Annotated in this window: 13 protein-coding genes; 10 read left to right on the top strand and 3 right to left on the bottom strand. The window is 71.4% G+C overall.

The genetic code is table 11. The features are described 5' to 3' along the window. Nucleotides 1–311 precede the first annotated feature (311 nt). The 5 genes from AC1ROY_RS08525 to AC1ROY_RS08505 all read left to right on the top strand — a co-directional run bounded on the left by AC1ROY_RS08525 (nucleotide 312) and on the right by AC1ROY_RS08505 (nucleotide 4,372). Nucleotides 312–893 (top strand): amino acid synthesis family protein, encoded by a 582-nt coding sequence (locus AC1ROY_RS08525; RefSeq protein ID WP_493148350.1) that lies wholly within the window; start codon nucleotides 312–314, stop codon nucleotides 891–893. A gap of 2 nt (nucleotides 894–895) precedes the next feature. Next, a complete protein-coding gene (locus tag AC1ROY_RS08520; RefSeq protein WP_493148349.1) occupies nucleotides 896–2,092 on the top strand; it encodes an amidohydrolase family protein in 1,197 nt (398 codons plus the stop codon). Nucleotide 2,093: 1 nt separating this feature from the next. Then, nucleotides 2,094–2,585 (top strand): flavin reductase family protein, encoded by a 492-nt coding sequence (locus AC1ROY_RS08515; protein ID WP_493148348.1) that lies wholly within the window; start codon nucleotides 2,094–2,096, stop codon nucleotides 2,583–2,585. A 130-nt stretch (nucleotides 2,586–2,715) separates the two neighbouring features. Continuing rightward, nucleotides 2,716–3,681, top strand: a complete 966-nt coding sequence (locus tag AC1ROY_RS08510) for a Bug family tripartite tricarboxylate transporter substrate binding protein (protein WP_493148347.1) — start codon at nucleotides 2,716–2,718, stop codon at nucleotides 3,679–3,681. A gap of 10 nt (nucleotides 3,682–3,691) precedes the next feature. After that, on the top strand, nucleotides 3,692–4,372 hold the full coding sequence (locus tag AC1ROY_RS08505) for an HpcH/HpaI aldolase/citrate lyase family protein (RefSeq protein ID WP_493148346.1): 681 nt from the start codon (nucleotides 3,692–3,694) through the stop codon (nucleotides 4,370–4,372). Here the strand turns inward: AC1ROY_RS08505 and AC1ROY_RS08500 are convergent. After that, the gene (locus AC1ROY_RS08500; protein ID WP_493148345.1) at nucleotides 4,369–4,911 is read right to left on the bottom strand and encodes a MarR family winged helix-turn-helix transcriptional regulator; all 543 of its coding nucleotides are present in this window, start codon (nucleotides 4,909–4,911) and stop codon (nucleotides 4,369–4,371) included. The genes AC1ROY_RS08505 and AC1ROY_RS08500 overlap by 4 nt on opposite strands. 462 nt (nucleotides 4,912–5,373) lie before the next feature. On the opposite strand from AC1ROY_RS08500, the gene AC1ROY_RS08495 reads away from it, so the two are divergent. The 5 genes from AC1ROY_RS08495 (at nucleotide 5,374) to AC1ROY_RS08475 (ending at nucleotide 11,859) form a co-directional block, all read left to right on the top strand. Continuing rightward, complete coding sequence (locus AC1ROY_RS08495; RefSeq protein WP_493148344.1) at nucleotides 5,374–7,848, top strand: hybrid sensor histidine kinase/response regulator; 2,475 nt, start codon at nucleotides 5,374–5,376, stop codon at nucleotides 7,846–7,848. A 154-nt stretch (nucleotides 7,849–8,002) separates the two neighbouring features. Then, nucleotides 8,003–8,995 (top strand): tripartite tricarboxylate transporter substrate binding protein, encoded by a 993-nt coding sequence (locus AC1ROY_RS08490; protein ID WP_493148343.1) that lies wholly within the window; start codon nucleotides 8,003–8,005, stop codon nucleotides 8,993–8,995. A 4-nt stretch (nucleotides 8,996–8,999) separates the two neighbouring features. After that, a complete protein-coding gene (locus tag AC1ROY_RS08485) occupies nucleotides 9,000–9,962 on the top strand; it encodes a tripartite tricarboxylate transporter substrate binding protein (RefSeq protein ID WP_493148341.1) in 963 nt (320 codons plus the stop codon). After that, entirely contained in the window at nucleotides 9,959–10,936 is a 978-nt protein-coding gene (locus AC1ROY_RS08480) for a Bug family tripartite tricarboxylate transporter substrate binding protein (RefSeq protein ID WP_493148339.1), read from the top strand. The genes AC1ROY_RS08485 and AC1ROY_RS08480 overlap by 4 nt, the downstream gene beginning before the upstream one ends. Nucleotides 10,937–10,938: 2 nt before the next feature. Then, nucleotides 10,939–11,859 (top strand): amidohydrolase family protein, encoded by a 921-nt coding sequence (locus AC1ROY_RS08475; protein ID WP_493148338.1) that lies wholly within the window; start codon nucleotides 10,939–10,941, stop codon nucleotides 11,857–11,859. A gap of 1 nt (nucleotide 11,860) precedes the next feature. On the opposite strand, the gene AC1ROY_RS08470 is transcribed toward AC1ROY_RS08475, so the two are convergent. Next, nucleotides 11,861–12,166 carry a hypothetical protein gene (locus AC1ROY_RS08470; RefSeq protein WP_493148337.1) on the bottom strand — a complete coding sequence of 102 codons (306 nt, stop codon included), beginning with the start codon at nucleotides 12,164–12,166 and terminating at the stop codon, nucleotides 11,861–11,863. Nucleotides 12,167–12,228: 62 nt separating this feature from the next. After that, entirely contained in the window at nucleotides 12,229–13,092 is an 864-nt protein-coding gene (locus AC1ROY_RS08465; protein ID WP_493148335.1) for an isocitrate lyase/PEP mutase family protein, read from the bottom strand. Between the last annotated feature and the right edge of the window lie 82 nt (nucleotides 13,093–13,174).

Below are 13,174 nucleotides of genomic sequence, written 5' to 3'. Positions count from 1 at the left end.
GCGGTAGGCGGGGTGGGTGGTGACGTCGGGGACGAGCTGGCCGTTGAGGTAGACGGCGCGGCCGTCGCGGACCGCGCTCAGATGCGCGGCGCCGTCCTTGACGGACGCGTCAGGGACGATCGGCGGGTTCGCGCTGCTCATGGGGACGTCCTTCCGTGGCCGGTGTGCCTGGCCTTGTTGCCTAATTCAAGAAGCTATTGCAAGAGACGGTCTCGCGGCGGCCTCGAACAGCTTCGCGACATTGCTTCGCTTGCGAGGCATCGGAAGTTCTGACAGGCTGCCACCCACCGAGTTCCCAGGAAGAAGCGCCCATGCAGATCGAGATCCGCCGCTGGATGACCGTCGTCGAGAACAAGCTGGTCGAATCCGGCCGTCCTGGCGATCCCCCCCTGCGCAAGGTCGGCGTCATCGCGGTCGTGAAGAACCCCTATGCCGGCCGCTACGAGGAGGACCTCTCCCCCGCCATCCAGGCCAGCGCCGCGGTGGGCGAGGTGATGTCCAAGCTCGCCCTCGACGCCATGGGCGGCCTTGATGTGGAGAGCTACGGCAAGGGCGGCGTCGTCGGGCTGGACGGCGAGCAGGAGCACGCCAACGCCATGCTCACCACCACCTTCGCCGAGCCGCTGCGCCTGGCCGTCGGCGGCGCGATGGCCTGGATCCCCTCCTACACCAAGCTGGCCGCGCCGGGTGCCACGATCGACGTGCCGCTGGCGCACAAGGACGCGCTCTACGTCCGCTCGCATTACGACGGCCTGACGCTCACCATGCCGCCCGACGCGCCCGCGCCGGACGAGGTCGCGCTGATCATCGTGCTGGCCAACCGCGGCCGCATCAACGCGCGCGTCGGCGGGCTGAAGGCCAGCGAGATCGGCGGCCAGGACGGGCTGCGCTGACCATGCGCACGGCCATCGTCAACCTGGGCGGCATCATCACGGGCGACCTCGCGGCGCCCACCGCCTCCGGCGACGCCATCCTGCTGGAGAACGGCCGGATCACCTCGGTCGGCAGCGTCGATTCCGCCGCGATCGAATCCGCCGAGGTGGTGGTGGATGCCGGCGGCACCATCGCCATCCCGGGCCTGATCGACAGCCACGTCCACATCACCTTCGGCGACTACACGCCGCGCCAGCGCACCGTGGGCTTTCTGGAGAGCTACCTGCATGGCGGCGTGACCACCGCCATCACCGCCTCCGAGGTCCACGTCCCCGGCCGGCCCAAGGACCCCGCGGGCGTGAAGGCCCTGGCGCTGGCCGCGCGCGCCTGCTTCCTGAACTACCGGCCCGGCGGGATGCGCGTGCATGCCGGCTCCATCATCCTCGAGCCCGGCCTGACCGAGGCCGACATCGCCGAGCTCGCCGCCGCCGGCATCTGGCTCGCCAAGGCCGGCTTCGGTGCCTTCGACACGCCCTTCGGCTATGCCGAGCCCATGGAATGGGCGCGCAACCACGGCATGGTCACCACCATGCACACGGGCGGCTCCTCCATCCCCGGCTCCTCGGGCATCTGGGCCGAGCACGTGCTGGCGGCCAACGCGCACGTCTCCTTCCACGTGAACGGCGGCCCCGTCGCCATGCCGGAGGAGGGCTTTGCCCGGCTCGTGAACGAGAGCGAGGTGGCGATGCAGATCTGCACCGCCGGCAACCTCCGCACGGCGCTGAAGACCGCGCGGCTGCTCGACGAGGCCGGCCAGCCCGAGCGCCTGCTCATCGCGACGGACACGCCGACCGGCAGCGGCATCATGCCGCTCGGCATCCTCTACACCATCAGCCATCTGACGAGCCTCGGCGGCATGGCGCCGGAGCAGGCGATCGCGGCGGCGACGGGCAACAATGCCCGCGCCTACCGGCTGAACAGCGGCCTTCTCGCGCCGGGCCGCGACGCCGACGTCGTGCTGATCGACGCCTGCGCCGGCGGCGCCTGCGGCGACGCGCTCTCCGCGCTCGACAATGGCGACATCCCCGCCGTCGCGGCCGTCTTCACCGATGCCGTGCCGCGCTTCGTCGGCCGCAGCCGCAACACGCCGGCCTCGATCCGCCAGGTGCGCGTCGCGCAGTGCCGGCTGCCCATGGATTTCTCCGGCGGAGGGCATTGAGGTGGCGATCGACCCCAAGGCCCTGCGCCACGCCTTCGGCCATTTCCCCACCGGCGTCTGCGTCGTCGCGGCGCAGCTGCCGAACGGCGAGCGCATCGGCGTCACGGTCAATTCCTTCACCTCGGTCTCGCTCGACCCGCCGCTGCTGCTGGTCTGCCTCGCCCGCAAGCTGCGCAGCCACGACGCGCTGATCGCCGCCGGCGGCTTCGCCATCACCGTGCTGCATGGCGAGCAGGCGCCGGTCTCCACCCGCTTCGCCACCTCCGGCACGGACAAGTGGCTCGACATGGCCGCGACCGGGGGCGCGGCCGGCGGCCTGATCCTCAACCCGCACCTCGCCTGGTTCGACTGCGAGGCGCATGCCTCCATGCCCGCCGGCGACCACACCATCCTGCTTGGCCGGATCCTGGGCCACGGCACGACGGAGCAGGCGGCGCCGCTGCTCTACTACCGCGGCGGCTATGCCGCCCTGGCCGAGCGCCGGACTGCCTAGCCGATGCGCAGATGCCTGGCCGGACGCCGTAAAAATAGCTTCGCAGGATCGCTATTTCAAAGCGCAAAAGGGACGGCGGCACGGCACGCATCTTGCTTCGCTTGCGACCTCGGATGAGCGGAGAATTCGCATGACGTCATCACTGGATCGGCGTGGGTTCCTGGGCGGCGCGGGCCTGGCGCTGCTCGCGGCGCCCGCGCGTGCCCAGACCTTCCCGGACCGCACGCTGCGCCTGGTGGTGCCCTTCACGCCCGGCGGCACCAACGACCTCGTGGGCCGTCTCATCGCGACCCGCGTCAGCCAGACCATCGGCCAGCCCATGGTGGTGGACAACCGCGGCGGCGCCTCGGGCGAGATCGGCTCGGTCTTCGTCGCGCGCGCCCCGGCGGACGGCTACACCATGCTGACGGGGTCCACGACCACCATCAGCATCAACCCGCTGGTGAACCAGCAGCTCTCCTACAGCCCCGAGCGCGACTTCCGGCCGATCTGCTTCGTGGGCTACGTGCCGCTGGTGCTCTGCGTGCGGACGGGCCTGCCCGTGCACAGCCTGCAGGAGCTGATCGCCTACATGAAGTCCAGCGCGACGCCGCTGAGCTTCGGGAGCTCCGGCCCCGGCGGCCCGCACTACATGGCGGGCGAGCGGCTGCGCTGCTCGGCCGGCGTGGAGGTCACTCACGTGCCCTATCGCGGCGGCGGCGCCGTCCACACGGACCTCGTGGCCGGCCATCTCGACGGCGCCTTCATCGAGCTCTCCGTGGCCTCGCCCTACATGCGCGAGGGGCGGATGCGCCCGATCGGCCTGGCCGCGCGCGAGCGCCACGTGGACTTCCCGGATCTGCTGACGCTCAGCGAGCAGGGCATTCCCGATTTCGAGATCACCTCCTGGTTCGGCATCTACGCGCCCGTCGCGACGCCCGACGCCGTCGCCGCGAAGCTCTCCTCCGAGATCGTCGCCGCGCTGCAGGACCCGGAGGTGCGCTCCCGCCTGATCGCGGCCGGCGCCACTGTCGTCGCGGGCGATGCGGCGCAGCTGGCCGAGCATATGGTGCGCGAGCGCGCCAAATGGTCCGGTCTGCTCAACCTCCGATGCTAGGAATCCAGATGTGAGCTGCAAGCTGCTCATCACCGGCGGCCAGGAAGCGGTCTTCGAGCCGGCCTTCGCCTCCCGCCCTGCCTCCGTCTGCCTCGACCTCGAGGACACCGTCCCGGACGAGCTGAAGCCCGCCACGCGCGCCCTGATCCCCGGCTTCATCGCCCGCGCCCGCGCGACCGGATGCAGCCCCGCATTGCGGCTCAGCCCGCTCGGCACGCTGGACGGGCTGCGCGACGTGCTGCTGCTGCAGGAGCTGCCCGACCTGCCGGATTCCGTGGTGCTGACCAAGCTCGGCTCGGTCGCCGAGCTGCGGCTCTACGAGGAGCTGCTGCAGGGGCGCTGCGCGGGCATCGAGATCACCGCGATCATCGAATCGGCCGAAGGGTTGAACGCGGTGGAGGCCATCGCCACGGCCTCGCCGCGGCTGAAGGCGCTCTCCTTCGGCGGCAAGGACTTCTCCAAGCAGATGCGCATGAAGCGGGAGTGGGAGCCGCTCTTCTATGCGCGGTCGCGCGCCGCGCATGCGGCGGCGATGGCGGGTATCGGCATCTACGACGAGCCCTACCACCCGCGCGACGACCTGGAGGGGCTGCGCCTGCACTGCCTGCGCGTGAAGGCCATGGGCTTCACCGGCAAGTCGGCGACCGATCCCCGCCACGTGCCGGTGATCAATGCGGCTTTCGCCGATTAGCCCGCGCGCCGCGCCGGGAGCTTCGTCGGCGTCGTCGCCCGCGCGTTCTCGGTGAGGTAGCGCTGCAGCGAAAGCGCGCGCCCGCTCGAATCGATCAGCCGCTCGATGAGATTGGACAAGGTCCGGAACTCCTCCGCGCTGATCCCCTCGAACTGCACGTCGTTCACCTGGCGCTGCGTCGGCGCCAGCGTGGCCAGCAGGTCGCGGCCCTGGCGCGTGACGGTGAGGCAGAGGCGGCGGCGGTCGGTCGGGTCCGTGCGCTTGGCCACCAGCCCCTTGCCCAGCAGCCGGTTCGTCACCGTGGTCACGAAGGCGCCGCTGAGATGCAGGTGCTCGGCCACGTCGCGCACGCTGACATCGGCCTCGGCCGAGAGATGCGCGATGGAGATCAGCACCGTGTACTCGATGCCGGCGAGGCCGATGAAGGCGCCGTGCCCCTCGCGGATCGCCTCGTGCCGCGCCAGGAAGCCGAAGAGGTTGTGCACGAGTCGCCGGAAGTCGCGATCCGAGCCCTGCGCCAGCAGGACGGGGGAGGACACGGTCAATTCGTAGCCTTCGCCGAGGCCCGGCCTGGCCTTCGCTTCGGTCTTCGGCGCCCTCACGGCATTCGGCTTCTTCACAATAGGTTCCTGCCTTAGCTGTCGGGCCCGGATTACGCGGGCCGGGTCCGCGTCGTCAACAAGGCCGAAAGCCCTGAAATGTCTGGTCGTCCGGGCATTTCATCGAGGATGATAGCTTGGTCGGAGAGCTAATGCACCAGCCGCATTCCCGGCCGCCTGCCGGGTGCGGCCTGGCCGAATATCATTCCATTTCATAATATTCGACGGCTCTATCACCTTGGGCCTCCAGCAAAAAATGCACGGGAATCGGGTTTGCGGCATCCTGGTCGGTGGACATATCGTCCTATATTCAACCGACCAGATGAGAGGTCCGCCAAGGAACATGCCGGCCGGCACGAATCCGCCCGACGACCGGCCCGCGGCATCGCGGATCGGCCGGCCATGACCGTGCCGGCCTTCCTCGCCGAAGGCGGCGAGTTGGGCGCGCTCATGCGCGCGCACGACTGGTCCGCGACGCCGCTGGGGCCGCCGGAGGCCTGGCCGCCGTCGCTGCGCGCGAGCGTGCGGATCATGCTCAACACCGGCCACCCCATGGCCATCTACTGGGGCCTCGGTCTCATCGGCCTCTACAATGATGCCTTCCGCGACCTCATCGGGTCCGAGCGGCATCCGGCCTCCCTGGGCCGGCCGGCCCCTGAGACCTGGGCCGAGATCTGGGACATCATCGGCCCGCAGATCGGGCAGGTGATGTCGGGCGGCGGCCCGGTGTGGCGGGAGAACGCCCTCATCCCCATGCACCGCGACGGCCGGCTCGCGGACAGCTACTGGACCTACAGCTACGGCCCGATCGACGATGCCGAAGCGCCCGGCGGCGTGGGCGGGGTCCTCGTCGTCTGCACCGAGACGACGACGACCGTGCTGGCCGAGCGCCACCGGCAGGCCGAGGCCGAACGGCAGCGGCGCATCTTCGACCAGGCGCCGGGCTTCGTCTCCATCATGGCCGGGCCGGACCACGTCTACGAATACGTCAACAACGCCCACCGCGAGATCTTCAACAGCGGCGACTGGATCGGCAGGCCGGCGCGCGAGGCCTTCCACGACATCGAGAGCCGCAGCTTCTTCGACCTGCTCGACCACGTCTACGCCACCGGAGAGCGCTACGTCGCCCGCTCCGCGGCGATCCGTTTCCGCCGGACGCCGGAGGAGCCGGAGCGGGAGGTGATCTTCGATCTCCTCTACGCCCCCATCACGGATGGCGAAGGACGCGTCACCGGCATCTTCTCCGAGGGCTTCGACGTCACCGCGCTGCGCGAGAACGAGCGGCGGCTGCAGGAGCTGAACGAGACGCTGGAACGGCGCGTGGAGGAGGCGCTGGCGGGCCGGAAGCTCCTCGCCGACGTGGTCGAATCCACCGACGTGTTCATCCAGGTCTCCGACCGCGACTACAACTGGCTCGCCATCAACCGCGCGAGCGCGCGGGAGTTCCGGCGCATCTTCGGCATCACGCCCAAGGTCGGCGACAACATGCTGGAGGTGCTGCGCGCGCTGCCGGAGCATCGCGAGGCGGTGCGCGCCGTCTGGAACCGCGCGCTGACCGGCGACACCTTCACCATGGTGGGGCGCTTCGGCCACCCGGCCTACGACCAGCGCGACTACGAGATGCGCTTCAGCCCGCTGCGCGACCGGGACGGCCATGTCGTGGGCGCCTACCAGTTCGTCACCGACGTCACGGACCGGCTGCGCGACCAGGCGCGGCTCACCGAGGCGGAGGAGCATCTGCGGCAGGCGCAGAAGATCGAGGCGATCGGCCAGCTCACCGGCGGCGTGGCGCACGACTTCAACAACCTGCTGCAGGTCATCTCGGGCGGCGTCAGCCTGCTGGAGCTCGGCGGCCACGAGGGCGAGCGCCTGCGGATGATCCTGGACGGGATGCGCCAGGCGGCGGACCGCGGCGCCTCGCTGACGCGGCAGCTGCTGTCCTTCTCGCGGCGGCAGGCGCTGCGCTCCGAGCCGGTGGACCTCCGGCGGCAGATCGAGGGCATGAGCGAGCTGCTGGAGCGCACGCTGCGCGGCGGCGGCCGCGTCCGCTCGCGCTTCGCGCCGGACCTCTGGTCGGCCATGGTCGACCCCGTCGAGCTGGAGCTGGCGGTGCTGAACCTCTGCGCCAATGCGCGGGACGCGATGCCGGCTGGCGGCACCATCATCATCAGCGCCGACAACGAGGGCAGCCTGGACCAGGAGCGGCTGCGGGGCGACTTCGTGCGGCTGGCGGTGACGGACACGGGCACCGGCATGCCGGAGGAGGTCCAGGCCCGCGCCTTCGAGCCCTTCTTCACCACCAAGGGCGTGGGCGAGGGCTCGGGGCTCGGCCTCGCGCAGGTCTACGGCTTCGCGCGGCAGTCAGGCGGCACGGTTTCCATCGAGAGCATCCCGGGCCGCGGCACGACGGTGTCGCTGCTGCTGCCCCGCGCCGAGACCGTCCCGGAGGCCTGTCCGCGCCACCTGCTGGACTTCCGCCGCGCCGCGCCGGCGAGCTCCGGCGAGATGCTGCTGGTCGAGGACGACGACGAGGTGGCCGCGCTGGTCGCCGAGATGGCGCGGGGCCTGGGCTACGGCGTCACTCGGGCGGCGAGCGGCGAGGCGGCGCTGGGTGCGCTGGCCAATGCCCGGCGGATCGACATCGTCTTCTCCGACGTCATGATGCCCGGGGGCATGAACGGCATCGAGCTGGCGCGCGAGCTGCGGCGGCGGCGGCCCGACCTGCCGATCCTGCTGACCTCCGGCTATGCCGCCGGCGTGCAGGCCCAGGCGGATGCCGAGGGGATCGAGATCCTGCCGAAGCCCTACCGTCTCAGGGACTTCGCCCAGGCGCTGGAGCGCCTGCGCGCGTCCGGGAGCGATCCTGTCGCCATGTGAAGTGTTGGCAAATTAACGGCCTCCTGTTCCGAGCTGCGGATGCAGCGCCGTTTTTCCTGTTGGGATTGTTGACAATTCCGAGAGCGCCTGACAGCCTCTCCCCGTGATGGACGGCGGCCTCACGCAAGGCCGCCGCCACAGGAGGACGTCGAGCATGCCATCCCCCGTCGTGAGCCGGCGCGCCTGCGCCGCGGCCGTCGCCTCCGGCCTATGGGCTGGGCTGGCCGCGCGAGGCGCCCGCGCGCAGGGCCAGGACTTCCCGAACCGCCCGGTGCGCCTCATCGTCCCGTCGCCGGCGGGCGGGCCGACCGACGCCATCGCCCGCCTCGTCGCGCCGGGGCTGGCCGAGGGATGGACGCAGCCCGCGATCGTCGACAACCGCGTGGGCGGCACCGGCGCGGTGGGCTGCCAGCTCGTCGCGCGATCGGCGCCGGACGGGCACACGCTGCTCGTCAATGCGAGCATGCACGCGATCATCCCGAGCATCATGCCGAACCTGCCCTACAATGTGGGCACGGACTTCACGGCCGTCGCGCTGCTGGCGAGCGGGCCCTATGTGCTGGTCGCGCACCCTTCCGTGCCGGTGCGCACGCTGACCGACGTCATCGCGCTGGCGAAGGCCCGGCCCGGCACGCTGAACTACGCCTCGCCGGGCAGCGGGACGGGCAACCACTTCGGCACCGAGCTCTTCAAGGCCATGGCGGGCATCGACATCGTGCACGTGCCCTATCCGGGCGCGGCGCCGGCCACGACGGACACGGTCGCCGGCAACGTGCAGCTCATGCTCAACAACATGATCTCCGCCGTGCCGCATATCGAGGCCGGCCGCCTGCGCGCCATCGCGGTGACGAGCGCGCACCGCTCCCCGGCGCTGCCGGACGTGCCGACCTTCGCCGAGACGCTGCCGGGCTTCGAGGCCATCACCTGGTACGGCATGTTCGGGCCCGCGGGCCTGCCGGATGCGCTGACCAGCGACCTCAACCGCCGCGCCAATGCGGCCATGCGCACGGATGCCATGAAGTCGCGGCTGGCGGCGCTCGGCGTGGAGCCGGGCAGCGACACGCCGCAGGAATTCGGCCGCTTCGTGGCCAGCGAGACGGAGAAATGGGCGCAGGTCGCGCGCGTCTCCGGCGCCAAGGCGGATTGAGGCCATGGATCGCCGCCACCTTCTGGCCGGAGCCGCCGCGCTCGCGGCATCGCCCGCTTTCGCGCAGCCGCGCTGGCCCACGCGGCCGGTGCGGCTCGTCGTGCCCTTCTCCGGGGGAGGGCCTGCCGACATCTGCGCCCGCGTCCTCGGCGAGCGGCTGACGCAGGTCTGGGGCCAGCCGGTCGTGACGGAGAACCGCCCCGGCGCCGGCGGCAACATCGGCGCCGACCTCGTCGCCAAGGCGGCGCCGGACGGCCACACCCTGCTGGTGGCGGCGCTCTCGCTCGTCACCGCGCCGTTCCTGGTGCCGAGCCTCAGCTTCGACCCGCTGCGCGACTTCGCGCCGGTGGTCGAGGTCTTCGACTATCCGATGGTGATCGCCGTCCACCCCTCCGTGCCCGTGCGCAGCGTGGCGGAGCTGATCGACCACGCGCGCCGCCATCCGGGCGAGGTCACCTACAGCTCCTCCGGCGTCGGCAACACGGGCCATCTCGCCCCCGCGCTGCTCGCGCGCCTCGCCGGCGTGGAGATGACGCATGTGCCCTTCCCGGGCGCGGCGCAGGCGCAGACGGCTCTCATCGCGGGCCAGGTGACGATGGCCTTCAACAACCCGCTGCAGACCATCCCGGGCCTCCGGGCCGGCCAGTACCGCGCGATCGGCGTGACCGGCGAGACGCGCTGGCGCGACCTGCCGGAGGTGCCGACCGTCGCCGAGCAGGGATTTCCGGGATACCGCGCCAGCTCCTGGATGGGCTTTCTCGCGCCCGCGGCGACGCCGGACGCGATCACCGCGCAGATCGAGCGCGACAGCCGCGCCGTGATCGCCGAGCCCGAGGTGACGGCGCGGCTGCTGGCCGCCGGCTTCGAGATCCGCAACCGCGGCCGTGCCGATTTCCGCCGCGACATGGAGGCGGACAGCGCCCTCTGGGGCGGCTTCATCCGCGACGCCGGGATCCGAATGGAATGAGCATGCTGAACCTGCCGCGCCGGCACCTTCTCGCCGGCGGCGCCGCGCTGGCCGCGACGCCCGCCCTCGCGCAGCCGCGCTTCCCGTCGCGCCCCGTGCGCATCATCGCCGCCTCGGCGCCCGGCGGGCCTTCCGACGTCTGCGCCCGGGTGCTGGCCGACCGGCTCGGCAGCATCTGGGGCCAGACGGTCGTCGTGGAGAACCGGGCCGGCGCCGGCGGCAATATCGGCGCCGACCTCGTCGCCAAGGCGGCGCCGGACGGGCTGACCCTGCTGATGGCGGCCTCCAGCATCATCGCCGCGCCCTTCCTGGTGCGGAACCTCAGCTACGACCCGATGCGCGACCTCGCCCCGGTGGCGGAGGTGGTGGACTACCCGATGGTCGTGCTGGTGCACCCTTCCGTGCCGGCGCGGACCCTGGCCGAGCTCGTGGCCCTGGCGCGCGCCAACCCCGGCGAGATCACCTACAGCTCGGCCGGCGTCGGCAACACGAGCCACCTGGCGCCGGCGCTCTTCGCGCATATCGCCGGCGTCGAGATGACGCATGTGCCCTTCGCGGGGGCGGGGCCGTCGCAGACCGCCATCCTCGCGGGACAGGTGAAGAGCAGCTTCAACAATCCCGGCAACTCCGTGCCGTCGATCCGGGCCGGGCAGCTCCGTGCGCTCGCCGTCACGGGCCCCACGCGCTGGCGCGACCTGCCCGACGTCCCGACCGTGGCGGAGCAGGGCTATCCCGGCTTCGAGGCGACCTCCTGGATGGGCATGCTGGCGCCGAAGGACACGCCCGAGCCCATCCTCGTCCAGCTCGAGCGGGACATCCTCGCCGCGATCCGCGACACCGACGCCGCCGCGCGGCTGACCGGGGCGGGATACGAGCTGCGCCCCCGCGGCCGCGCCGGGTTCCGCCGCGTGATGGAGGCCGACACAGCGCTCTGGGGCGGCTTCATCCGCCAGGCCAACATCCGGCAGGATTGAGCATGTCCGACACCTTCCTCCGCGACCTGCCGATCGTCGATCCGCACCAGCATTTCTGGGACCTGAAGGCCAATGCGGCGCAGTATCCGCACTGGGCGAGCAAGCCCGCGCCCTTCCGCTACGGCAGCACCCGGAAGCTCTTCGGCAAGAGCTACCTGCCGGCCGACTACATCAGCGACACGGCGGCGCACAACGTCGTCGCGACCGTGCATGTGCAGGCGGGCTGGGCCGGCGATCCGATCGGCGAGGTGCGCTGGCTCGCCGGGCTGCGCGAGCGGGAAGGCCTGCCGACGGTGGCGCTGGGCGGCGCGATCCTGCACCGCGAGGACGTGGCGGAGACCATCGCGGAGCTCGCAGGCTTCGACTTCCTGCGCGGCATCCGCACCAAGCCGGCGCAGGAGGAGAACAGCTTCGACGACACGCGCGGCCGCCCCGGCTCGATGGATGATCCCGCCTGGCGCCGCGGCTTCGCGGCGCTCGGGACGCACGGCTTCATCTGCGAGGTGCAGGTGCCCTGGTGGGACCTGCCCGCCATGGCCGATGCGGCGCGCGACCATCCCGGCATCCCCTTCGTGCTGAACCACACGGGCCTGCCGGCCGACCGCTCGCCCGAGGGGTTGGCCGGCTGGCGCAAGGCACTGGCCCTGCTGGCGCCCTATCCGGACGTGCGGCTGAAGCTCTCCGGCATCGGCCTGCCCCCGGGCATCTGGCCCGAGGCGGAGAACGGCATGATCGTGCGGGAGGCCATCGCCATCCTCGGCTGGGAGCGCTGCATGTTCGCCAGCAACTTCCCGGTGGACAGCCTCGTGGCGAGCTTCGACACGATCTACACGGGCTTCAAGCGCGCCGTCGCCGACCTGCCGCGCGAGCGGATCCGCGCGCTGTTCCACGACAACGCGAGGGCGCTCTACCGGATTCCGTGACTCACGGGCAGTTCGTGTAGAGCTGCCCGTTGATCGGCACCTCCATGCAGCCCTGCTCCTCCGGGGCGGCGAGCTGGGGCGGCGGCAGGTAGATCGGCAGCCCCGCCGGATTGCCCGAGCCGGGCGGGCGCGAGGCGACAATGGCGCTGCGCCGGTCCAGCAGCCTGCGGCATTGCGTGTAGCGGATGCTGCCGCGCTCGAAGCCGTAGCTGCGGCACTGGGCGTCGTTCGCGGCGGCCGCCTCCCGCGAGGTGGGGTTGCTGCAGGCGCCCAGCAGCGGCAGGGCGGCCGCGAGGAGCAGGGACATGGATGCCAGTTTCATGGGCGCAGGCTATCCCTGATGTCACGAAGATCAACCGCGCCGCCGGCTCAATGCCCGCGCTCGACCGTCCTCCGCTCTACCTCCAGCAGGACCTCCAGCCCGATGCTCTGCTTCAGCGCCTTGTCCTCGGCCTGGGTGGAGCCGCCGACCAGCGGATCCGGCTCGCCCTTCAGGATCGCCGCGTAGGAATCGCGCAGCGCGCGGTGCATCGCGAGCATGGGCGTCGTCGCGTCCACGATCAGCCGGATGCCCAGCGCGTCCATGTCCGACATGGCGAGGCCCGAGGCCGCCATCCCGCCCGCCGGCGGCATGAACATCAGCGGCATGCGGAACCGCTCGGCGATGACGCGCAGCTCCTCGGGCTTGCGGGCGAGGATGAACAGGATGTCCGCCCCCGCCTCGGCATAGAGCTCCGCCCGGCGCAGCGCGTCGTCCAGGTCGTACATGCGGATCGCGTTGGTGCGCGCGATGACGAGGAAGTCGCGGCTGCGGCGGACGGCGACGGCCTCCCTCACCTTGGCCGCCATCTCCCCGGCCGGGATGATGTGCTCGATGCCGACGTGGTGGTGCGCCCGCTTGGGCAGGATCTGGTCCTCGATCTCGATGGCCTGGAAGCCCGCGGTCTCGGAGAGCGCGATGGTGCGGTGCAGGTGCATCGGGTCGCCCCAGCCGCAGGCGCCGTCCAGGATCAGCGGCAGCCGGCAGGCCGCGCCGATCTCCAGGCCGGTGTGGGCCATCTCGGTCAGCGAGAGATTCGCCTCGGTGAAGACGCCCTGGTAGCCCGAGGCGCCGCCGCCCAGGTAGATCGCCCGCGCGCCGGCGCGCTCGGCCATGCGGGCCATCATCGGGTTGAGCACGAGGGGCGCGAAGACCGGCGGCCCCTGCTCGATCATCTGGCGCAGCGTGCTCATGCGTCGAGGCTCCGGCGGCCGCGCTCCACCGGATTGTCGGTCTCCTCGCAGCGGAAACGGGCGCCTTTGGCCTGGGCATGGG

This window comes from Roseococcus sp. GW821-FHT12F05, from assembly GCF_058806835.1.
Note: the sequence above shows the minus strand (reverse complement) of the source record. Positions and strands in the feature narration are given on the sequence as shown.